This is a genomic window from Sulfurimonas sp., from assembly GCF_019429335.1.
Lineage (GTDB): Bacteria > Campylobacterota > Campylobacteria > Campylobacterales > Sulfurimonadaceae > Sulfurimonas.
The window spans coordinates 33,604-55,447 of sequence record NZ_JAHYJB010000006.1; the positions used below are offsets into that span (position 1 = coordinate 33,604).

At 37.7% G+C, this 21,844-nt stretch carries 21 protein-coding genes and 1 pseudogene; 4 read left to right on the forward strand and 18 right to left on the reverse strand.

What is annotated here, in order from left to right; all coding sequences use genetic code 11:
* Window positions 1–2: 2 nt before the first annotated feature.
* The 18 genes from atpA to dapE form a co-directional block, all read right to left on the reverse strand.
* Window positions 3–1,520: a F0F1 ATP synthase subunit alpha gene (gene atpA / locus K0A91_RS03875; RefSeq protein ID WP_295008346.1), complete on the reverse strand. Its 1,518-nt coding sequence runs from the start codon at window positions 1,518–1,520 to the stop codon at window positions 3–5.
* A 21-nt stretch (window positions 1,521–1,541) separates the two neighbouring features.
* Window positions 1,542–2,075 (reverse strand): F0F1 ATP synthase subunit delta, encoded by a 534-nt coding sequence (locus tag K0A91_RS03880; RefSeq protein WP_295008348.1) that lies wholly within the window; start codon window positions 2,073–2,075, stop codon window positions 1,542–1,544.
* Window positions 2,076–2,585, reverse strand: a complete 510-nt coding sequence (locus tag K0A91_RS03885; protein WP_295008349.1) for a F0F1 ATP synthase subunit B — start codon at window positions 2,583–2,585, stop codon at window positions 2,076–2,078.
* 9 nt (window positions 2,586–2,594) lie between these two features.
* Window positions 2,595–3,017, reverse strand: coding sequence for a FoF1 ATP synthase subunit B' (locus K0A91_RS03890; protein WP_295008351.1), 423 nt, complete (start codon window positions 3,015–3,017; stop codon window positions 2,595–2,597).
* Window positions 3,018–3,143: 126 nt separating this feature from the next.
* Window positions 3,144–3,986: a ParB/RepB/Spo0J family partition protein gene (locus K0A91_RS03895; RefSeq protein WP_295008352.1), complete on the reverse strand. Its 843-nt coding sequence runs from the start codon at window positions 3,984–3,986 to the stop codon at window positions 3,144–3,146.
* Window positions 3,983–4,768: an AAA family ATPase gene (locus tag K0A91_RS03900; protein ID WP_295008354.1), complete on the reverse strand. Its 786-nt coding sequence runs from the start codon at window positions 4,766–4,768 to the stop codon at window positions 3,983–3,985. The genes K0A91_RS03895 and K0A91_RS03900 overlap by 4 nt, the downstream gene beginning before the upstream one ends.
* The gene (locus K0A91_RS03905; RefSeq protein WP_295008356.1) at window positions 4,765–5,400 is read right to left on the reverse strand and encodes a biotin--[acetyl-CoA-carboxylase] ligase; all 636 of its coding nucleotides are present in this window, start codon (window positions 5,398–5,400) and stop codon (window positions 4,765–4,767) included. Before K0A91_RS03905 ends, K0A91_RS03900 begins: the two co-directional genes overlap by 4 nt.
* Entirely contained in the window at window positions 5,381–6,289 is a 909-nt protein-coding gene (gene fmt / locus K0A91_RS03910) for a methionyl-tRNA formyltransferase (protein WP_295008358.1), read from the reverse strand. The genes K0A91_RS03905 and fmt overlap by 20 nt, the downstream gene beginning before the upstream one ends.
* The gene (gene proB, locus K0A91_RS03915) at window positions 6,289–7,053 is read right to left on the reverse strand and encodes a glutamate 5-kinase (RefSeq protein WP_295008359.1); all 765 of its coding nucleotides are present in this window, start codon (window positions 7,051–7,053) and stop codon (window positions 6,289–6,291) included. Before proB ends, fmt begins: the two co-directional genes overlap by 1 nt.
* Window positions 7,054–7,063: 10 nt before the next feature.
* Entirely contained in the window at window positions 7,064–8,170 is a 1,107-nt protein-coding gene (gene obgE / locus K0A91_RS03920; RefSeq protein ID WP_295008362.1) for a GTPase ObgE, read from the reverse strand.
* A gap of 181 nt (window positions 8,171–8,351) precedes the next feature.
* Window positions 8,352–8,609: a 50S ribosomal protein L27 gene (gene rpmA / locus K0A91_RS03925; RefSeq protein WP_295008364.1), complete on the reverse strand. Its 258-nt coding sequence runs from the start codon at window positions 8,607–8,609 to the stop codon at window positions 8,352–8,354.
* A 34-nt stretch (window positions 8,610–8,643) separates the two neighbouring features.
* Window positions 8,644–8,952 carry a 50S ribosomal protein L21 gene (gene rplU, locus K0A91_RS03930; RefSeq protein ID WP_295008366.1) on the reverse strand — a complete coding sequence of 103 codons (309 nt, stop codon included), beginning with the start codon at window positions 8,950–8,952 and terminating at the stop codon, window positions 8,644–8,646.
* 133 nt (window positions 8,953–9,085) lie between these two features.
* Entirely contained in the window at window positions 9,086–12,130 is a 3,045-nt protein-coding gene (locus K0A91_RS03935; RefSeq protein WP_295008368.1) for an efflux RND transporter permease subunit, read from the reverse strand.
* A gap of 4 nt (window positions 12,131–12,134) precedes the next feature.
* Complete coding sequence (locus tag K0A91_RS03940; protein ID WP_295008370.1) at window positions 12,135–12,887, reverse strand: efflux RND transporter periplasmic adaptor subunit; 753 nt, start codon at window positions 12,885–12,887, stop codon at window positions 12,135–12,137.
* The gene (locus K0A91_RS03945) at window positions 12,884–14,110 is read right to left on the reverse strand and encodes a TolC family protein (RefSeq protein ID WP_295008372.1); all 1,227 of its coding nucleotides are present in this window, start codon (window positions 14,108–14,110) and stop codon (window positions 12,884–12,886) included. Before K0A91_RS03945 ends, K0A91_RS03940 begins: the two co-directional genes overlap by 4 nt.
* A complete protein-coding gene (locus K0A91_RS03950) occupies window positions 14,107–14,481 on the reverse strand; it encodes a RidA family protein (RefSeq protein ID WP_295008374.1) in 375 nt (124 codons plus the stop codon). The genes K0A91_RS03945 and K0A91_RS03950 overlap by 4 nt, the downstream gene beginning before the upstream one ends.
* A gap of 11 nt (window positions 14,482–14,492) precedes the next feature.
* The gene (locus K0A91_RS03955; RefSeq protein WP_295008376.1) at window positions 14,493–14,885 is read right to left on the reverse strand and encodes a thioredoxin family protein; all 393 of its coding nucleotides are present in this window, start codon (window positions 14,883–14,885) and stop codon (window positions 14,493–14,495) included.
* 9 nt (window positions 14,886–14,894) lie between these two features.
* On the reverse strand, window positions 14,895–15,992 hold the full coding sequence (dapE, locus tag K0A91_RS03960; protein ID WP_295008378.1) for a succinyl-diaminopimelate desuccinylase: 1,098 nt from the start codon (window positions 15,990–15,992) through the stop codon (window positions 14,895–14,897).
* Window positions 15,993–16,321: 329 nt separating this feature from the next.
* Here dapE and K0A91_RS03965 point away from each other — a divergent pair, with 329 nt between their 5' ends.
* From K0A91_RS03965 to K0A91_RS03980, 4 genes and pseudogenes are all read left to right on the forward strand, one after another.
* Window positions 16,322–17,665, forward strand: coding sequence for a TolC family outer membrane protein (locus tag K0A91_RS03965; RefSeq protein ID WP_295008380.1), 1,344 nt, complete (start codon window positions 16,322–16,324; stop codon window positions 17,663–17,665).
* A 26-nt stretch (window positions 17,666–17,691) separates the two neighbouring features.
* Window positions 17,692–19,874, forward strand: a pseudogene (locus K0A91_RS03970) (type I secretion system permease/ATPase).
* Window positions 19,855–21,201 carry an HlyD family type I secretion periplasmic adaptor subunit gene (locus tag K0A91_RS03975; RefSeq protein WP_295008382.1) on the forward strand — a complete coding sequence of 449 codons (1,347 nt, stop codon included), beginning with the start codon at window positions 19,855–19,857 and terminating at the stop codon, window positions 21,199–21,201. Before K0A91_RS03970 ends, K0A91_RS03975 begins: the two are co-directional and overlap by 20 nt.
* A complete protein-coding gene (locus tag K0A91_RS03980; RefSeq protein ID WP_295008384.1) occupies window positions 21,202–21,807 on the forward strand; it encodes a LuxR C-terminal-related transcriptional regulator in 606 nt (201 codons plus the stop codon).
* Window positions 21,808–21,844: the final 37 nt, after the last annotated feature.

Here is a 21,844-nt window from a genome sequence, read left to right on the forward strand (position 1 = left end):
CCTTACGCCACTATAAAGCTAGATTTAAACTCTTCAAGTGCTTTTTTTATCAATGCGCTAGTAGTATCATCTACCTTAGAAGTACTTCTAATGCTCTCAAAAATTTGAGGGTAAGATGCTTCAATAAATGGATATAACTCAGCTTCAAAACGAACCACATTTGATGGATTCATATCATCAAAAAAGCCTTCATTTCCTGCAAATATAATTAAAACTTGCTTCTCAACGGATAGTGGAGAGAAAGGAGGCTGCTTAAGAACTTCAACCATTCTCTGTCCGCGCTCTAACTGCTTGCGAGATGTCTCATCAAGGTCTGAAGCAAACTGTGCGAATGCCTGTAGCTCACGATATTGTGCAAGGTCAAGTCTTAGCGTACCTGCAACTTGTTTAGTAGCCTTAATCTGAGCAGCACCACCAACACGAGAAACAGAAAGACCAACATTAATTGCAGGACGAACGCCCGAATTGAATAGTTCAGTCTCAAGGAAAATCTGACCATCGGTAATAGAGATAACGTTTGTTGGAATATATGCAGAAACGTCACCAGCCTGTGTTTCAATGATTGGAAGAGCAGTCAGGGAACCTGCACCTTTTTCATCAGAAAGCTTTGCAGCTCTTTCTAAAAGACGAGAGTGGATATAAAAAACGTCACCAGGATATGCTTCACGACCCGGAGGACGGCGAAGAATAAGCGACATTTCACGATAAGCAACTGCATGTTTACTTAAATCATCATATACAATTAAACCATGTCTAGCATTATCACGGAAATACTCACCCATAGTAACACCGGTATACGGAGCCAAGAATTGTAGTGCAGCAGCTTCAGCAGCTGTAGAAGAAACAATAATAGTGTACTCAAGTGCACCATGATCTTCTAAACGACGGATGATTTGTGCAACAGTCGACTCTTTTTGACCAACAGCAACATAAATACAAACAACACCGTTGCCTTTTTGATTGATAATAGCATCTAATGCGATTGTCGTTTTACCTGTTTGACGGTCACCGATAATAAGCTCTCTTTGACCTCTACCGATTGGAACAAGAGCATCAATAGCTTTGATACCTGTAGCAAGCGGCTCATGAACAGATTTACGAGCCATAATGCCAGGTGCTTTTTCCTCAACGAAACGAGTTTCAGTTGTCTCAATAGGACCCTTTCCGTCTATCGGCTCACCTAGTGCATTTACGACACGACCAAGAAGTGCGTCACCAACTGGAACACGAAGTAGACGACCTAATCTTTTTACAGACTTGCCCTCTTTTAACATGGCTCCTGCTCCAAGAATAACAACGCCTACCGTGCTCTCCTCAAGGTTCATAACCAGACCTCTCGTTCCCTCTTCGAACTCTACCATCTCACCAGCCATAACATTGCTAAGTCCATAAACTCTCGCAACACCGTCAGCATATGAAACAATTTTACCTGTCTCATTGATATCAACACTTAGTTCAAAGTTATCGATACGCTCTTTAATTATTGAGCTGATTTCATCAGCTTGAATTTTTGCTACCACTACACATCTCCTCTCATGAAGTTAAATTGCTTTTATAATATGTTCTATCATTTGACTGTTGATTCTTGTTTTAGAGAAACTTATCTCTACTCCAAGATCTTCAACATCTACTTTTATACCTTTAAAGTTCTCTTTAACAAACTTTAATGATATTTTAGAATCAAATTTCCTGCCTAATCCGTTACTTAAACCTTCTATAACCTTTGCATCAATATCGCTGTCACTATATACAATTCCATTATAGATCTTATTAGTTTTAGCGATATCTTTTCTCATTACTTCCGCTATTAGAGGAATAATATTGATACGATTATGTTCAGCAAGTAATTTAATTAAATTTTCAACATCCTTATTGCCGGCAGATTTTACTGCAGCCAGCAAGATATCAGACTTTTGATTTTTACTAACATCTGGATTACTGATAATTCTTTTAAATTTCTCGTTCTCAAACGCCCCAGCTAAAGCAGAAAATATCAGAAATATATCTTGCATAGACTCTGTAGTAGAACCCTGTTTAATAGCTTTGAGGTATCTCTTTGCAATCAACTCTTCCATTTATGCCACCTTCTTTAAGATAACATTAGCCATAGCCTCTTTGTCAAAAGAGTCATCACTTTGACTCAATACTTCAGAGAATATATTTTCAACAACATTACGAACCATTTTTCTCTGTTCAAAATCCATAAGTACCGCTTGCTGCTTTACTAATATCTCTATATCTGATTCACATTGAGTCATAATAGCGTCATTAATGACCTTATTCTCTTTTTTAGAATTAGTTACTAAATCTGTTGCGAACTTCTCAGCCGCAGCAACCTTAGCAAGTGCTTCTTTTTTTAAAGAGACAGACTCTTTTAGCTTATCTTGCACTTTTTTCATTTCATCAGCGATTCCATGACTTCTTGACGCAAAGTAGCTCTTTACCGGTTCAGCAACAAGATACCAGATTAGTCCTGCAAACAGTAAAAAATTGACTGTTCTTTGGACTATATCCGTCTCTGTATTGCCACTAGATGCCAATGCATATGTTGATATCATTAGCATAAATACTAAAATTCTACTCACATCACATCCTTATATTTGACTAAATTTAGCTTTTACAGCTTCTTTAAACAGCGGCATTTGTGATCTTAAATCACCGCTTAACTGCTCACGAGAACGAGCAAGTAATTGCTCAAACTCTAAATACTGACTAGCTAATTCAGCACGTTTTGCTTCTAATTTACTCTCTGCTAACTCTCTAGCATCCGTAATAACTTTATCTCTCAGGGCCGAAGCTTCCAATTTAGCATTTGCAATTATTGACTGCGCTTTTAACTTAAGTTCATTGATTTCCTCATCATTAGAGCCTACTTTTTCTAGGTCTTTTTTGATGTCTTCATCTCTTTTACTCATATAAGCGAATAATGGATTGTAAAGCCAACTGTTTAGAACGGCAATAAGAGTAAGAAACACGATTAATGTAGCTACAAGTAGTATCGGATTTATATCTAACATAGCACCTCCTAAAAGTTGCGTGATTATACTACTTTAAAATTAAAAGAATTGTTAAACTGATAAAAATTTTAAATATTTTTTATATTTTTTATGAATAATATTCAAACGGAAGAAGCCTATAACGCTTTATTTTTGAAGAAGTGTTAAAAAGTAGTTTGTCTGATTTTCATTATCAAATTCAATTGTTAAACCTTTATTTGAACTCTTTGTTTTAAATCCAAGTAAAGATAGTTTTTCTTTTATTAGTTTGAAATCAAACGAGATGCTCTCATGTTTGCTTTGTGATTCAACAGTACTATTTTTTATGCTCTTTATAGTAGCTTCGACTTCTCTTACGCTTAATTTTTGGCCGATAATTGAGTTAACAATAAGCTGTTGCTGCTTCTCATCAAGCCCTACTAAAACTTTTGCATGTCCCGTGCTGATCTTTTTCTCTATCAATGCTCTTTGTGTTTTTTGCGATAGCTGAAGAAGTCTTATAGTATTTGTAATATGAGTTCTGCTTTTATGGATTCTAGTTGAGAGCTCATCCTGAGTAATACTGTGAAGCTTGATAAGTTCACCGTAAGCATGCGCAAGCTCAATTGAGTTAAGTTCGTCTCTTTGAATATTTTCAATCAGCGCGAACTGTCTCATCTTCTGCTCGTCGCTATTTAAGACGATTGCACGGATTGTTTTTAGCTTTGCCAGTTTTGAGGCGCGAAGTCTTCTCTCTCCTGCAATTAAAATATACCCGTCAACATCTTCAGTCACAATAATGGGCTGAATAAGACCATCATTTTTAATTGATTCGCCTAGTTCGTAAAGAGAACTCTCTTCAAAATGTTTTCTTGGCTGAAAAGGATTCGGTCTTATATCTTTTAATGCAATCTCTATAATTGAATCTTTTTGAGAAACTTCATTGTCGTAAGCCTCTTCAATCTCGCCTAAAAGTGCGCCTAATCCTCTGCCTAACTTCTGTGACTTCATGCTTGCATAATCGCTTGTGCTAAATTTTGATACGCTATTGAACCTATTGATTTTACATCATATAATATCGCAGGCTTACCAAATGAAGGAGACTCGGCAAGCTTTACATTTCTAGGAACAACAATAATCTCGCCCTCCATATCTTTAAAAAGTTTGCTGCTGAAATGTTGTTTCAAATCTGCAAAAACTTGCTTAGATAGGTTGTTTTGAGCGCTAAACATTGTAGGTAAAAACCCTTTTATTATCAATTTCTGATTGATTGATTTTCTAACAAGCTTAACAGTATTTAAAAGCTGTGCAAGACCCTCAAGCGCAAAAAATTCGCACTGGATTGGAATAATTACCGAGTTAGAAGCCGAGAGCGCGTTTATCGTCATTGGCCCAAGTGCCGGAGGAGAGTCGATAATGATATAGTCATAATCTTTTAAAACATTAGCAATTGCTTTTTTCAAAACAAGCTCGCGCCCCTTTGAATTCTCAGCATCGTAATACTCTTTTTCTATACCTACAAGCCCGATGTTTGACGGTGCAAGATGAAGAGTAGGCAGTTCTGATTTTAAAATAATGTCTTTTAATTTTTTGGTTCCAATTAAAACATGATAGATATTAAACTCATAATCATTTCTATGAAAGCCGAGCGACGTAGTGGCATTTGCCTGTGGGTCTGAGTCTATAAGAAGCACTTTTTTTTCTGCAACTGCAAGTGAAGCAGCTAGGTTTACGGCAGTAGTTGTTTTACCGACCCCACCCTTTTGATTTGCAATTACAATAACTTCGCTCATCTCAGACTATATATCCTCTCGCCGTTTATTACAATAGAGCCGTCACTATGAAGTGAAGCGTCCCCTAAAGAAATTATTAAATTTTTATTGTGTGTATAAAAGTTTTGATTCTTGTAAAATTCTATCTTATATTTACTAAAAACTTGCTTCCATAAATTCATTTTCTTTATATTATTAAAATATCTCTCTGTCAACTCGTCTCTGTCTACGACGACATCAAGCTTGCCAAAACCGGGAGGCGCCTCTGCTATATTTAATCCGACTCCGCATACAAGGCTATCTTTGACCAAGTTGGTAATCATGCCGCCTATTTTCTTATCGCCTATGTAAAAATCATTCGGCCACTTTAGCCAGAGTACAGAACCAAATTCGCAGAGCATCTCTTTTAAAATATAAGAAAAATATATAGAGGCTGATTCAAGTTTAAGGTCTTTTGGAAGTTCATTTAAAGGAATTGCAAAAGATAAAAAAAGATTTCCCCTTACTCCGCTCCATAATTTTCCTCTGCTTCCAACACCATCCGTTTGAAAATCTGCAACAACGGCACATGGCAGAGATACCTTCTCCTCCCGTATCAGCTCTTTTAGATATTTTTGAGTAGAGTCAACGCTATCAAGATAGATAATCTGCATTGGCTAATCTTTTTCCGTTTATATAAGATAGAACATCCATCTCGTTTTTTGATTCAGGCTGAACTCTGTAAACTTTTATGCTTCCTTTGTTGCATCCCACTACAATAAAATCTTTTTCTACATGTAGAATTTTTCCGCCATCGTTTTGGCTCTCATTTTCCAGCAGTTCTATCTTTTTTAGCTTCAGTCCTGAACTTAGATAAATTCCAGGCCAAGGTGTAAATGCACGGTATTTATTAAAGAGACTCTGCGCATCTTCAAATACAACTTCGCCATCTTGTTTGGTTATCTTTGTGCAGTGCGAAGATGCAGAGTCATCCTGCTTGATGGGAGTATATGTGTTGAAATTCTCAAGCACATCTATAGTCAGTTCGCACGCCGCTTCAGTCAGCCTCTCAAAGAGAGATTCAGCCATCTCGCTAGCATCCACATCAATCTCTTTGATTTTTATAATATCTCCGGTGTCAAGTCCCTCATCCATAAGCATAGCAGTTACGCCTGTTTTAGTGTCTCCGCTTAAGAGAGTCTGCTGAATCGGGCTAGCCCCTCTGTAGTGTGGCAATATTGAAGCGTGAAGATTTATACATGGAGCGTGGTTTAATATCTCTTTTGGCAATATCTGACCATACGCTGCTACAACGATATAGTCGTACTCGATTTTTTTAAGCTCTGTAACAACGTCCGCTTCTCTAAGTCTGCTTGGCTGATAAATGGCAATGTTATTTTTAAGCGCGATTGTTTTTACGATTGGAGGAGTCAAAACTTTTTTTCGCCCTACAGGCTTGTCTGGCTGCGTATAAACCGCTGCAACTTCAATATTTTTTTTATTAATAATTTTTTCTAAAATGTGTCCTGCATAATCAGGCGTTCCCATAAAAATAACCTTCATTAAGCACCTCTTGTAAAAAGAGTTCCGCCGACATGTTTGCCCTCAAGCATTAAACTTTTTATATCGCTTAAATCATATCCGCTTGTCAGCACCATGTCAATTTTGTGCGACAAAAGATAGCTCGCCGCTTTTAGTTTTGTCAAAATTCCGCCTGTTGCGAAAGCACCGTGAGGAGTCGCCTCTTTCTCAAGCTCATCCGCATCTATAGAATTTACAATTTTTAATATTTTTGCATCGCTGAATTTTCTCGGGTCTTTGTCATAGTAAGCATCTATGTCTGATAAGATGATAAGCAAATCTGAGTCGGTATGTTTTGCGACATAAGCTGAGAGCTGGTCGTTATCTCCAACAACAAGCTCTTTTGTGGTAGTCGCATCATTTTCATTGATAATCGGAACAACTCCGTTTGAGAGAAGCGTATTGATAGTATCTTTTATCTTTCTACTCTCATCTTCTATCTTGAAATTTGCAGCCGTTACCAATATCTGAGCCGTCAAAATATTGTATTCAGCAAATTTTTTTGCATACTTATTCATCAAAATCGGCTGACCTATGGAAGCAAGTGCCTGCTTGTTTTGCAGCACGCATCTATCAAGTTTAAGCTCAGTATATCCAGCCGCAACTGCGCCAGATGAGACTAAAACAACTTCATTTGTTTTTCTAAGCTCACATAAAAAATCAACTAAATTTCTTACTCTTTGAAGTGCTATTGCGTCGTTTTGTGTAAGTACTGCACTTCCAACTTTTACAACTACTCTTCTCATTTTTATTTCTCTATTTGCTATATCTATTTACTTGCACAAGATTAAAGAGCGCATATTTGAGCGGCTCTATGTTTTTGTTTATCGCTGATGATATGGGTGCGACAAAATATGGAAGAGTTTTGTCATATCCGAGCGTCTCATCTGGGCTTTTTTGAATATAGTACGGCATTGAATCATCAAAACCTGCTTCATCGTTTTTAGTCGCTTTTACTCCGATAGTCTCCAAAAAGCCATTTACAAGCTTATTAACCTGCTCTGGAGGAACTATGTCTGCTCTCGTCAGAGCAATAGCATAACCACTCTGAGCCAACGTATCTGAGAATGCAGCAACTTCTGCTTTAAGAGTCTCTATCTGCTCTTTTAAATCTCTGTACGATGCCAAGTCAACCATAAACAGAAGAATTTTTGTTCTCTCGATATGTTTTAAAAACTGAATACCAAGACCTTTTCCTTCATGTGCTCCACCGATAATTCCGGGGATATCAGCCATAATAAACGATTCAAAATCGCCTATATTAACCTGTCCGAGCTTAGGAGTAAGCGTTGTAAACTCATAGTTTGCAATTTCTGGACGTGCATTTGAAACAGTTGAAATCAGTGTTGATTTTCCTACATTTGGAAACCCAACCAAACCAACATCTGCAATAAGTTTCATCTCAAGCTTGATGACTCTAGTCTCGCCCTTCTCTCCCGGTTGCGCATAAGTAGGTCTCTGTTTTGTAGAAGATTTAAAGTGCGTGTTGCCAAGTCCGCCTCTTCCTCCTGTTATAAACAGCTCTTCTTGTCCATCTTTTAACATGTCAAAAATAACTTCACCGCTCTCCATGTCGACAATCTGTGTCCCGGGAGGAACAATAATAACCTTTTTTTCACCTGATTTTCCGGTCATATTCGAGCTTTCGCCCTGTGCACCGTTATCAGCTTTTATGTGCATTTTCTTTTGAAAGTGTGAGAGCGTGTGCGTGTTATTGTCGCATTTAAACCAGATATCTCCGCCTTTTCCACCGTCACCGCCGTTTGGACCACCGTTAACAACAAATTTTTCACGACGAAATGAAACACACCCTTGACCGCCTTTTCCTGAAGAAACCGTTAGTTCTACGCTATCTGTAAACAAGTGCTTTCCTTTTAATTACTCTTTAGCTAAAATTTAGCTATTATCGACAGTAAATTCGACATTTAAATACTCAAAAATCAACTATAATAAAAAAGTAAACTGTTGAATATTTTAACTGTTGTAGATACAAAACCCAACGGTTGAAGTAGAAATATTTGGGCAGTGCCCAAATATAGTAGAATTACGCAGCAGGAATGATTGAAACTTGTTGACGTTTTTTATCTTTTCTATGAAATAAAACAGTACCTTCAACAAGAGCAAAAATTGTATGGTCTTTTCCCATACCAACATTTTTACCAGGGTGAACTTTTGTTCCACGTTGACGAACAATGATGTTGCCAGCTATTACTGCCTCTCCGCCATATTTCTTCACACCAAGTCTTCTACCAGCCGAGTCACGATTATTCTGTGTACTACCTTGACCTTTCTTATGTGCCATCTTAAATCTCCTTTGTTAATTTTACAGCTTGATATTATGCTGCGATTTTTATAATACGAACGCGTGTATAATCTCTTCTAAAGCCTCTTTTAACTTTAGAGTCTTTACGACGACGCTTTTTAAAAGTCACAACTTTTTTATCACGACCTTCATTAATAACTTCAGCAGTTACAACAGCACCCTCAACAAAAGGCGCTCCCATTTTAAGTTCCCCTGCGTTAACAGCTAAAACTTCTTTAATCTCGATTGAAGCTTTAGGCTCTAGAGACATTTTATCCAATAATAGGATATCGCCCTCTTGAACTTTATACTGCTTGCCACCGTTTTTGATAATTGCGTACATAATACAATTCCTTAAATCTTTAAATACTTACTAGCCTTTGGAACATATATTTTATGTCTCCAGAAGTCTTTCATTTCTACAAAAAGTTCGGAATTATACTCTCACAAGCTTTAAGTATTGTTTAATCATATGATTATATTTTAATGTTTTTACTTTCATAGAACTTTTTTAGCCACAAATCAAGTGGACTTATCAATCTGTAGATAACAGGAACCACTAAAAGTGTCAGTACCATAGAGCTTAAAAGCCCGCCTATTATTGATATCGCCATTGGAGCTTTTGTCTCACTTCCAAGCCCGCCACCAAGGGCAAGAGGAAGCATTGCAAAGACCATTGCGACAGTGGTCATTAGTATCGGGCGAAGCCTCTTTTCTCCAGCCTCAATAAGCGCATCTTCAGCTCTCTTTCCATTATTAACCGCGTGGTTTGCAAAATCTACAAGCAAAACCGCATTTTTACCGACCATTCCCATTAAGAGCATAAATCCAATCATAACAAAAAGGCTAAATTGCAATCCTGACATGTAAAGGGATAGCATCACCCCGATTATGCTCAGAGGAAGGGCTACCATGATGATAATGGGCTGAATTAGCGATTCATAAAGAACAGCCAAGATAATAAACATCAAAATAACGCTAAGCCCGATTGCCACTCCAAACGCCTCTCCTGTTTTTACCATCTCTTCGGCAAAACCTGTAAATCTATACTCAACACCCTTTGGCAAAAGATTCTCAATCTCCGCTCTTGTGTAGTTTACCGCTCCGCCCAAATCAAGCCCGAAAAGGTCGGCAAATATTGTAACCTCGCGCTGTCTGTCAAAGTGATTTATTGCTCCGAGTGTTTTTGAATCGCTAAATTTCACTAAACCGTCAAGATAAACAAGCCTGCCATCTTTTGTTCTTACCTGTAACTTCTTGATGTCTTCTAAACTAACTCTATTTTCGTCGCCAAATCTAAGCGTTATGTTGTACTGTTTTCCGCTCTCTTCAAAGTATGATATCTCTAAATCGCTTGAAAAGGCGATAGATATTGCAAAGGCGATATCTGAAGCTGATACGCCAAAGAGTGAGGCATTTTCTCTTAGTATGTTTATATCTATCTGTGGTTTTTGCTCATCTAGATCTGTGTCTATGTCAACAAATCCCTCTTTTTTTGAGAGATACTCAACCAGATTTTTCTTTGCACTCTCTAAGTCATCAAACGAGTCCGATTTTAAAACTATCTGATAAGGAACCGATACACCTGCACCTTTTATGTTTGGAATAGCAGAAGCGGTGATGAACATATCTTTTTTATACGGTTCAAAAGCCTCTCTAAAGCCTTGGATAATCTCCTCTTGATTTAGCTCTCTTTTGTTTTTATCGACAAGCTTCACATAGATAAGCGCTTTATGTTTCTCTTGCGTAGCGTTATATCCGACGCTGAGAGTTGTATACTCTACATGTTGATTTTTTCTTACAAGATCTTCGACTATTTTTGACTTTCTCACCATCTCTTCAAGCGATATTCCGGCATCGGCTTTGATTTTTATCTCAAACTCTGCTTTGTCCTCTTTTGGTATAAAATCCATGCCGATTTTTGGAAAGAGACTAAGCGAAGCAAAAAATATTGCAAACACCAAAACAATAGTAGTTATCTTAAACCTCAGCACACCTCTTAACATCACCTCATACATGCGCTCTAAAAACTTAAAGATCGGCTCTGTTAAATTATAAAATCTGCTCTCGCCTTTATGCAGTACCCTAGCACTCAAACTTGGAATAAAACTCAGAGCTATCGTGTAGGAGATAATAATGGCAAAGCCTACCGTCATGGCAAAACTCTCAAAAAACTTGCCAACAATTCCGCTCATAAACGAAACTGGGATAAAAACGGCCAGAAGCATTGCAGAGATAGCCAAAATTGTAAAAGCCATCTCTTTTGTGCCCTCATACGCCGCCTCATACTTATCCATCCCCTCTTCCATTTTCTTATAGATATTCTCAATTACTACGATGGCATCATCGATGATAATACCGATAGCCAAAGTAAGCCCGATAAGCGTCATCTTGTTTAACTCAAACCCCATATAGTCCATCAGCGCAAACGTACCCATAATAGAAGCCGGAATAGAGAGAGCCGAAACAAAAGTGATAGTCAGGTTTCTTAAAAAAACAAAAACTATAATCGTGGCAAGAATGGCGCCGTAAATAAGATCAAACTCCACATCTTTTAAAGAGTTGATTATAAAAGGAGAGGTGTCGTTTAAAACCTTTACCTCAAATCTCTCTCCCGCCATAACTTCAAGCTTTGGAACTACTTTTTTAACGCGCTCTATAATGTCTATGGTGTTAGTTCCTGAAATCTTCTGAACCTCAAGCATAACACCTTCTACGCCGTTGTAAGAAGCATAGCTTTTAGCATCACTCAGAGAGTCTTCAACAGTTGCTATATCTCTTAGCCTTATATTATCTCTTATCTTTATATTTTTTAGCTCTTCGACACTTAGTGCATCAGCTTTTGTCTTAAGAGTAAGCTCTTTGGTTTTGGTTATTAGTTTTCCGCCACCGATTTTTACATTCTCTTTTGCAACAGCCGCATTTAGCTCCGCAATAGTAATTGCATATTTGCCAAGTGAATGAGCATCTGGAAATATTTTTATCTCTCTATCTTTATAGCCCACGATGTTAATAGCCCCGACATCGTTTATCTTTTGGATTGTCGGCTTTACCTTCTCGTCTGCAAAAAGCATAAGATTTTTAAGACTATCCCCTTTTGCGGTCAAAAATATATTTACAATGGGTGCAGCGCCGATGTCCAGCTTGCTTACAAGCGGAACTTCAGCATCATTTGGAAGCTTAATTGCAGAGACTTTATCTCGCACATCATTAGTTGCCTCATCAATATCCCGCTCTAAAAAAAACTTAACTGTTACTACGCTCACACCCTCGCTGCTGCTTGAGGTTATGCTGTCTATTCCGCCGATTCTCGATATCGCCTCTTCTACCTTGTCGGTAATCTGAGACTCAATCGTGCCCGCTTCTGCACCCGGATAGTTTGTCTGAATGGTAACTATGGGAAAATCAACATTTGGAAAAAGAGCCGATGGCATAGATTTGTAGCTCATATAGCCGAATATTACGAGCGTTGCTACGTACATCAGAGTGGCAATAGGTCTCTTGATTGAAATTTTGTACATGTAGTTACTTTTTTCTGTTTGTATCTATATAGCCATCACCAAAAAGCCCGACTACAAAATCTTTTGCAAACACCTCTGCGTTTAGCTTTCTGCTCTTTAAATCTACATGCGGATACACTTTTGCTATAACGCCTACATGCTCATCCTCGTCACCGTCAATCTTATACTTAAAGCTCTGCCCTGCTTTTACTTTTTTCCAATACTTTTGGTCAAACTCTAAAACAAGTTTTCTCTCGTTTACGCTTTGAAGCTTCAAGATTGTTTTTGGCGACATCTCTGTCACTACGTCTCCAATCTCTATATTTTTTTCAAATATCACTCCATCAAAGGGAGCATAAAGCACTGTTTTGTCATAAAGTGTTTGCTGATGTGAAAGAGCTGCGGATGACAAAGCAACAGCTGTTTTTGCCCTCTCGTAAGCAAGTGCATAAACGTCAAAACGTGCCTCGTCTACGAGATGCTTAACTTTTTCTTGTCTCTCATAATCTTTTTTTGCATATTTAAGCGCAACCTCGGCATTTGCCAACTCAGCCTTTGTGATATCCAAAGATGCTTTTATATCCTCATTTGCAAGCTCACAGAGCTTTTCACCCTTTTTTACACTGCTGGAAATATCTACATGTACTTTTTTTACAATGCCGCCTGCGTCAAATGCCAAACTTGCGCTTTTTGAAGCCTCTACGAAAAAATTGGCATAAACATCTTCTGCATTTAGAGTAATGATTGAAAAAATCAATCCTAAAAATATTTTTCTCATTTTATAAAATCCTTTAATTTTTTTCCGCCGTAGTAGTAGAACATTGCATAGGCAACTTCCAAATCATTCAGCGACTTCTCATAAAGTGCGGACGCGTCTGTTTTTGCACTTAGTGCATCGAGATAAATTACATAATCAACTATGCCCGCGTTGTACTTCTCGTTTATAATAGCAAAGGCACTAAAAGCTGCATTCAAGGCACTTTTTGCACTTCTGATTTTTAGTTTTGAACTCTTTACTCTTGCAACAGAAATCTCATGACGCATCTTCTGCTCTTTTGACATGTAGCTTATCTCTTGGCTCAGAGCTTTTGAGTTTAACATAAGAGCCTGCTTTGATTCGCTTGTGCTTGAGTAATCAAAAATCCTCATATTGAGACTTAGCATCAAGACGTTTTGTCTATCTATTTTTGCAGGATGATTTGGCGCGATGTCATCATAGCCGTAGATTGTATATTTGTCTTCGAGTTTCACATTTGGATAGTATGCGCCCTCAAGCGCTTCGGCACTGTTTTTCATAGCACTCACTTTATAGGTAAGTGATTTTATCTCATCACTTGGCTCTAAGTCAAAAAGCTCCGCCTCTTTAAAGCCTGAAGCATCGAAACTCTCTATCTCTTTGCCGACTTTTAGCTCCAAAGATTTTTTAACGCTCAGCATCTCAAAGCTTAGCGCCTCAATCTCATAAAGATTGTTATCATATGAGGCTTGAAGTCTTTCTATATCATCCTGTGTGGCAAGTTTCGCATCATAAAACTGTTTAATTCTCCCTAGCTGCTCTTGGAGAGATTTTCCTGCATCCTCTTTTGCTCTTAGGCTTGATTCCAAACTCTTGATGTTATAAAAATCTTGGACTATCTGCAATGAGAGGCTTTTTTTCATCTGCTCTTCGTCGTGGACAGCTCCTCTGAACTCATCTTTGGTCTTACTAAGAAGTGATGACTTGATTCCGCCATCATAAATATCCATCTCAATTTTGCCGTATCCAGCGTAGATGTCTCTGATTTGAAAAAGTGTAGTATCGCTTGTGTTTTGGTAGGATGCGCCGATATCAACCGTTGGAAAGAAGTCGCTCTTCTTTGATTCGACTTCTCTCTCTTTTGCCTCTTTTTTAAATTTTGATGAGAGCAGCAGGTCGTTATTTTGGTGCGCTGCATCCAAAATTGACCTTAAATCATCCGCAAATATGAGTACGGGCAGCAATAAGAGGAAAAATGTTCTCATTTTACTAGTGCGATTGCATCAATCTCTACTAACGCATTTTTTGGCAACGTCTTTACCGCCACTGTTGAGCGCGCTGGTTTATGAGAGCCGAAAGCTGTCGCATATATCTCGTTGACTGTCACAAAATCATCCATTGAAGCCAAAAAGATAGTAGTTTTTACCACGCTGCCCATTGAGCTTCCAGCCTCTTCTAAAACCGCTTGAAGATTTTTTAGCACCTGTTTTGTCTGCACAACCACATCACTATCAAGCATAACGCCCTCAGGTGTAAGAGCAATCTGCCCAGATGTAAAAACCATTCCGTTTGCAACTACTGCTTGTGAATATGGACCTATTGCCGATGGCGCTCTGTTTGTTTGTACGAATTTCATATCAATTTCCTTTAATCTTTTTTTGCCTCTTTTACTTCATCCAAAAGCTCGTAAAAAGCTTCAACGCTTCTGTAGCCGATTGTAGTATAAATTATCTCGCCATCGGTAGTTAAAAAGTAGTGTCTTGGAACGGGCTTTGTCTCAAATTTCTCTGGGATATCATCTATATCTCTTGAGAGATAGATAAGCACATAATCCTTTTTCAATCTTTTTATAACATCTTCTTTTGAAAAAACTTCAGCTTCAAGCTTGTCGCAATATTTGCAATACTCCGAACCTATAAAAAGATAGATATCTTTTTTCTCTTGTTTAGCCTCTACCAATGCTTTTTCATAGTCATTTGGCCAATCAGGACCGGCACTGAGCAGCGATATTAAAGCCGTTATCAATATAAAAAATCTCATAACCCTCTCCTATTTCCACATCTTAATTAAATTTTTAAACACTTCATAGAGTTCTTCAACCTCTTTTATTGACGTTCTCTCATTTGTTGAGTGAATTGTATCGTTTTTCACTCCAAATTCAATAACAGGTATCCCAAGAGGAGCTATAAACCTAGCATCGGAAGTGCCGCCTGCAGTTGAGTGTTTTGGTCTTACTCCGGTCACTTTTTCTATGGAAGCATCAATATTTTTTACAAGTTTTGTATCCGTATCTGTTCTAAAAGGGTATGAACCCTGAGTCAGACGAAGTTCATACTCTAACCCCTCTAAATTTTTTTCAACAAACTCTCTAACCTCTTTTTGTGTTGTAAGAGTCGTATTTCTTACGTTAAACATCATACTTAACTCATCTGGAGTTACATTTGTCACCTGCATTCCTGCTCTGATGTCGGTTATGACAAACTTGCTCGGAGAGAAAAATTCATCTCCGTTATCCAAATCTACGCCCACCATATTTAAGAGCCTTGGCGCAATAAGGCTTATAGGATTTATAGATTTTTCGGGATAAGCAGCATGTCCCTGCTTTCCTTTAAGAGTTATGTAGCCGTTAATTGAGCCGCGTCTGCCGACCTTTATGGCATCTCCAAAAATCTCTTCGCATGTTGGCTCTGCAACAACTACCGCATCAGGAAGAAGCGAGTTATTTTGCAGATATTTTAAAACCTCAACAGTTCCATACGTTGCCTCGCCCTCCTCATCAGAGGTAAGTAAAATTGAGAGTGTTCCATCAAATAAGTCCGTCTCTTTTACAGCCTGCACAAACGCAGCCACTCCGCTCTTCATATCCTGCGCTCCGCGTCCGTAGATAAAACCGTCTTTCTCTACGGCCTTATAAGGGTCGCTCTCCCAATTTTTTCCGGCAGGAACAACATCGACATGTCCTGCAAAACATAGGTGTTCTCCATCACCGAATTTTTTATAGATAAAGATATTTTTTACACCCTCTACATCAACACGCACTACTTTATAGCCGTCCAAGTAGCTCTCTATAAAATCAAGAAGTCCGCCGTCATCGGGCGTTTCGCTTTTAGCCTCTATCATAAATTTAAAAAGTTCAATTATTTTCATTCAATACCTAAATCAATTTTCTATGCTTACTTGAAAGTGAATTATACTATTTTTTAATCACATCTCTATTGTTATTAATTTTCACATTTTTTAATATTCATTAAGTCACAATCTATCTTCGTTATTTAAAATTGAGTCTATATCAGATGCAAACATGAATTACTTTTTTCTTATTTTTTTAAAGCCTAAGATTATATCACAAAGAATATCTAACAAAATGTTACAGTTTCAATATAAAATAATAAAACAATGTGACATTATATTGACAACAGATAAATCTCCCACTATAATCACAAAATAACAAAATCTAATACTTGGGAGTTTACTTTATGAAATTCAAAATTGCGTTAGCACTCTCAGTTACCACTGCCCTTTTCTCTCAAGATATCAAGACAACAATAAGCGAAGTTTTATCGACAAATCCTGTTGTTTTGGAGAGACTCAAAAACTACAATGTTACAAAAGAGGACATTACAACCGCGCAGGCAGGTTATTATCCAAAACTTGACTTATCAATCGGTGTCGGCAAAGAAGATGGCGAAAGAGCCCTAAATCAAAAGTTTGACTATAGCGTATACCAAAATTCTCTTACCTACACTCATAATCTATTTAATGGTTTTAAAACAACCCACAGAGTAGGACAGCAAGAGAACAGAACAATTGCCGCAGCATACAGCTATATTGAAAAAGTAAACGACACCTCTTTTGAGACATTAAACTTTTACCTGCAAGTTATGAAAAACAGAGAGCTACTTAATATAGAAAATGAGAATGTAGAGATAAACTCTGAAATATTTAAAAAAGTACAAAAGCTATATGATGCAGGGCTTACTACTCTCTCTGAAGTAAATAAAATTGAATCGGCTCTCTCTCTTGCAAAAGCCAACTATGTAGTTCAAGAAAACACGCTTCTAAACTCAACTTATAACATGCAAAAAGTTCTTGGGCGCTTTATTGAACCAGAGAAGATGCTAAGACCTGAACTCAACGTTGCTCTTCCTGCAAATATTGATGAAGCGACGCAGTTTGCGATACAAAACAATCCATCTCTTTTGGTTGGAAAATATAACGTTAAGCTGGCACAAGAGACACATAAAGAGAAAGAAGCGCCTTTTTACCCCTCACTTGATATCGAAATATCTCAAAGTATGAACAAAAACCTAAGCGGCATCGAGGGCAAGTATGACAATCTAAGAGCTATGGCATATCTTAGATACAACTTCTTTAACGGATTCGCAGACAAAGCTGAACTCCAAAAAAGCGTAAGCGCAATTCATCAAGAGATTGAGACAAAAAACCAATTAAGACGCGAGGTTATGGAGGGATTAAATCTAGCTTGGTCCGCACATGAAAAGCTTGCAAATCAGCTTGAGCACCTAAACGAATACAAAAGATTCTCTCTTCAAACTCTAACGCTCTACTCTAAAGAGTATGATTTAGGTCGCCGCTCGCTTCTTGACCTTCTCTCTGCTCAAAATGATTTTATAGCGGCAAAAGCGCAGATTATAAATACAGAATACAGCATGCTTTTTGCAAAATACAGAATTTTAGATGCAATGGGGACACTTGTTTCAACAGTTCTGGGTGAGACTGATATTTTATACTCAAATGTCGGTTTGAATGGAAAAGCTCCGCAAAATAATGATAAACTACCAACTTCTTATGATGAATAGATAAAATAGTACTCTAAAGGTGTTAAATGCTTTTAACAAGCACAGAAAATTTAAAAATGGATGCCTTGCTTGAGTGCTTGGTGCTGTTTACAAAACTATATCACAAACCTTTCTCTGCAGAGGCTCTAACTGCTGGATTGCCTATTGAACCAGGGTCTGATGCACCTGAACTCTTCTCTATAAACAACGCAAAAGGTCTCTTCTCCCGTGCTGCGGAGAAGGCCGGACTTAAATCTTCGCTTATCAAAAGACCTCTCTCTCAAATTTCGCCTCTACAGCTGCCTATGATTCTTTTGCTCTCAAATCAGGGAGCTTGTATCTTAGACAGCTTCAACAAAGAGGGCACAATGGCAAAAATCATTATGCCTGCAGAAGAAGCGATTGAACAGTGGGTTGAAGTTGATGTTTTAAGAGATGAGTATATCGGTTTTGGCTTTATGATAAAAAAGCTTTTGAGTACAACGACAAAAACTCAAGAACGCTTCATCTTAACCAAAAACACTGGTTTTGGAGCACCATAAAATTATCATTACCTATGTATAAAGATGTTTTATACGCCTCTTTGCTTATAAATCTTTTTGTTCTTGCCTCTCCTCTCTTTACTATGAACGTTTATGACAGAGTCGTTCCGAATAACGCGATTGAAACACTTTGGGTATTTGCAATAGGTGTAACAATTGTTTATCTTATAGACACATTTTTAAAATTTACAAGAACTTACCTGCTTGAGAGTGCTGCAAAAAAAAGCGATGTAATTATGTCGTCAATCATTTTTGAAAAGGTACTAGACCTTAAAATGGCTCATCATCCCGCTTCTGTTGGCTCATTCGCAAGCAATATAAGAGATTTTGACAGTATCAGAAGTTTTTTAACAAATGCCACTATGGCGGCCGTGATTGACCTTCCTTTTACTATAATCTTTCTGCTTGTGATATCGTATATCGGCGGAGTTATTGTTTTAATTCCGATAATTACAATGCTTTTTATAGTAACTTACGCATTTTTGATAAAAAAACCGCTGCAAGAGAGCATAGAGAGCACTCACGAGGCAAGTGCTAAAAAAAGCTCAATACTTATTGAATCTCTTAATAATATCGAAACATTAAAGACGTTAGGTGCGGTAAATCAGGCTCAATGGAACTGGGAAGAGTCGACTGGAGAGATAGCTTCAAGAAGTTTAAAATCAAGACTTTTATCCGCTTCCATTCCGACAGTAACACAGTTTCTTATCCAGCTAAATACGGTTATGATAATTGTCGCAGGTGTCTACCTGATTCAGGAGTTTGAGCTCTCTATGGGCGGGCTAATAGCTATTGTAATTTTGACATCAAGAACACTTGCTCCGATGGGTCAAGTTGCAGCACTTTTAACAAACTACGAGGATACAAAAACCTCATACGAAACATTAAATGAGATAATCTCTCAGCCAAGCGAGCGTCCTGTTGGCAAAAAGTTCCTGCAAAAACCTGATTTTAGCGGAAATATAGAGTTTGTCGATGTTACATTTTCTTACCCTAACAGCGATATTCCTGCACTTAAAAATGTCTCTTTTACAATAAAACCGGGGGAACATGTAGCAATTATCGGTCGAATAGGTTCCGGAAAAAGTACGATACAAAAACTTATTTTAGGTCTTTATGAGCCTAATTCTGGGCAAATACTAATTGATGGCATAGATATTAAGCAAATAGACCCTTCTGATTTGAGAAAAAATATAGGCTATGTTTCTCAGGATATAATGCTATTTCGAGGAACGGTAAAAGAGAACATAACATTCTGTGCATCGCATGCAAGTGACTCTTCCATGATTCGAGCCGCACAAATCAGCACAACTTCAGACTTTATAAAAAAACACCCAAAAGGGTATGAGATGCCAATAGGAGAGCGGGGGCAAGGTTTATCTGGGGGTCAGCGACAAAGCATAGGCATTGCCCGCGCCTTTTTGCTTGAATCAAAGATTATGCTCCTTGATGAGCCTAGTAATGCAATGGACCAGATGACAGAAGCAAAACTTTTGGGCAATATGCAAACAGCTCTAAAAGGGAAAAGCTCTCTTATAGTTACACAAAAGATAAACCTTTTAAAAATAGTAGAGAGGGTAATAGTTATGAACGAGGGGAGGATTTTCATAGATGCTCCTAAAGAAGAAGCGCTTAAAAAACTTCAAAACAAGCAAGATAGTGAAGGAGATGGTATTGAAAAAAAATAACAAACCCTTTGAGTATACAAAAAACGACTACAACTTTATGAACAGCCTCAGTGCTGCAGTTTTAGAACAAACACCATTCAAGATGAGCAGAGTCATAAAAATATGGCTCTTTACGATAGCGGCATTTTTAATCTGGGCTTCTTTAGCGGAAGTTGATGAGATAACAAGAGGTGATGGCGATATCATCCCATACGGTCAAAATAAAATCATTCAAAATCTAGAAGGCGGGATTGTAGAATCTATCCTAGTTGAAGAGGGACAGATTGTTAAAGAGGGAGAGGTTATTTTAAAAATAAATAATGCAAAATCCGTCTCTACCTCTCGAACAAATGAGATGACATATTATGAGCTTGAAGCAAAAAGGCTTAGACTTTACGCAGAGGCGAATCTAGCTCCTTTTACAGTGCCCGAAGTTGATGACGAAGAGTTTAGAAGCCAGATAAAACTGGCACAAAATCTATACAACTCTAACAGGACGGAGTTTTACGCAAAAGATAGCTCTTTTATTAATCAAATTGAGCAAAAAAAACAGGCATACAAAGAGGCAAGAGCAAGAGTTTCTTCTTTGCAAAAATCTTTAGAATTTGTAACTCAAGAGATAGAGATGACTGAGCCAATGGTTAAAGAGGGTGTAAAATCAAGGGTTGATTTTCTAAAGCTAAAAAGAGAAGCAAGTGCTATTGAAAACGATATAGAAGCGGCAAAACTATCTCTGCCTAGACTAACCTCTGTAATAGAAGAGTTTAGAAATAAAAGGGAGGAATCCAAACAGCTTTTTATAAATACTGCTAAAAAAGAGTTAAACGAAGTAATTGCAGAAATCTCCAGACTAAAAACCCAACAAATTGCATACAGCGATCAGGTTGATAGGACTATGGTAAAGTCTCCGGTTGAGGGAATTGTTCAAAAACTATTTGTAAATACTATAGGCGGTGTAATTAAACCAGGGGCCGACTTGATAGAGATTGTTCCGACAAATCAAAAGCTCTATCTAGAAGTTAAAATAAAACCGAGCGATATCGCTTTTATTCACCCGGGAGCAGAGGCAAAAGTAAAGGTTTCTGCATATGATTTTACAATCCATGGCGGACTTATAGGCAAAGTTGTAAATATATCGCCTGATACGATAACGGACAGCAAAGACAACACATTTTATATTATACATGTAGTAACTGATAAAAATTACTTAGGGCCAAAAACAAGCCCTCTAAAAATAATACCCGGCATGACCGCCAACGTAGATATAATTACTGGTAAAAAGAGTGTTATGGGATATATATTAAAGCCTATCCTCAAATCCAAACAGTACGTATTTTCGGAAAAATAGATGAAAATTATTTTTTTTAGCTCAAGCATAAATATTATAGATGAATTCAAAACGAGAGATGCTATCAAAGAAAACACAATCTGTTATGACGCCGAGGGGCTAAAGAGTGAACTAAAAAAAAGCCCGCAGTCAATAGTAATAGCAGATTATGACAGTATTGCCTCTGATATAAACGGCATGATATCTTCGGGCTTTATTCCAAAGAGGCTGGTAGTTCTTGAAAAAGAGCCATCGGTAGTAACCGGTAGGAGATTAATTTTGCTTGGGGCAAAGGCTTATGGAAACTCGAGAATGCTTAATAATCACTTCACACAGATGCTAAATACGGTTACTGATGGAGATATCTGGACATATCCGGAATTAACCGCTCAGCTTGTTAAAAAAAGCAAAAAACCATCTATTGATGATGAGTCAAAAAAGCTTATTGAGGACAGATTGTCAGATAAAGAGCAGGATGTGGTTTATCTTATGCTTGAGGGACTGACAAACGATGCTATAGCATCCTCGCTAAATATTACTACAAGAACAGTAAAAGCGCATGTAAGTTCGATTTTTAACAAACTGCATGTGAATGACAGAGTATCTTTAATACTGCTTCTTAGATAGATTTACATGTAGAAAATATATCTACATGTAAATAGCC

Coding starts and splice junctions, on each gene's coding strand:
- K0A91_RS03880 (WP_295008348.1), bottom strand. CDS start 2,075: ATGGAAGAGTTGATTGCAAAGAGATACCTCAAAGCTATTAAACAGGGT.
- K0A91_RS03890 (WP_295008351.1), bottom strand. CDS start 3,017: ATGTTAGATATAAATCCGATACTACTTGTAGCTACATTAATCGTGTTT.
- K0A91_RS03895 (WP_295008352.1), bottom strand. CDS start 3,986: ATGAAGTCACAGAAGTTAGGCAGAGGATTAGGCGCACTTTTAGGCGAG.
- K0A91_RS03900 (WP_295008354.1), bottom strand. CDS start 4,768: ATGAGCGAAGTTATTGTAATTGCAAATCAAAAGGGTGGGGTCGGTAAA.
- K0A91_RS03905 (WP_295008356.1), bottom strand. CDS start 5,400: ATGCAGATTATCTATCTTGATAGCGTTGACTCTACTCAAAAATATCTA.
- fmt (WP_295008358.1), bottom strand. CDS start 6,289: ATGAAGGTTATTTTTATGGGAACGCCTGATTATGCAGGACACATTTTA.
- proB (WP_295008359.1), bottom strand. CDS start 7,053: ATGAGAAGAGTAGTTGTAAAAGTTGGAAGTGCAGTACTTACACAAAAC.
- rpmA (WP_295008364.1), bottom strand. CDS start 8,609: ATGGCACATAAGAAAGGTCAAGGTAGTACACAGAATAATCGTGACTCG.
- rplU (WP_295008366.1), bottom strand. CDS start 8,952: ATGTACGCAATTATCAAAAACGGTGGCAAGCAGTATAAAGTTCAAGAG.
- K0A91_RS03935 (WP_295008368.1), bottom strand. CDS start 12,130: ATGTACAAAATTTCAATCAAGAGACCTATTGCCACTCTGATGTACGTA.
- K0A91_RS03940 (WP_295008370.1), bottom strand. CDS start 12,887: ATGAGAAAAATATTTTTAGGATTGATTTTTTCAATCATTACTCTAAAT.
- K0A91_RS03945 (WP_295008372.1), bottom strand. CDS start 14,110: ATGAGAACATTTTTCCTCTTATTGCTGCCCGTACTCATATTTGCGGAT.
- K0A91_RS03950 (WP_295008374.1), bottom strand. CDS start 14,481: ATGAAATTCGTACAAACAAACAGAGCGCCATCGGCAATAGGTCCATAT.
- K0A91_RS03955 (WP_295008376.1), bottom strand. CDS start 14,885: ATGAGATTTTTTATATTGATAACGGCTTTAATATCGCTGCTCAGTGCC.
- dapE (WP_295008378.1), bottom strand. CDS start 15,992: ATGAAAATAATTGAACTTTTTAAATTTATGATAGAGGCTAAAAGCGAA.
- K0A91_RS03965 (WP_295008380.1), top strand. CDS start 16,322: ATGAAATTCAAAATTGCGTTAGCACTCTCAGTTACCACTGCCCTTTTC.
- K0A91_RS03975 (WP_295008382.1), top strand. CDS start 19,855: ATGGTATTGAAAAAAAATAACAAACCCTTTGAGTATACAAAAAACGAC.
- K0A91_RS03980 (WP_295008384.1), top strand. CDS start 21,202: ATGAAAATTATTTTTTTTAGCTCAAGCATAAATATTATAGATGAATTC.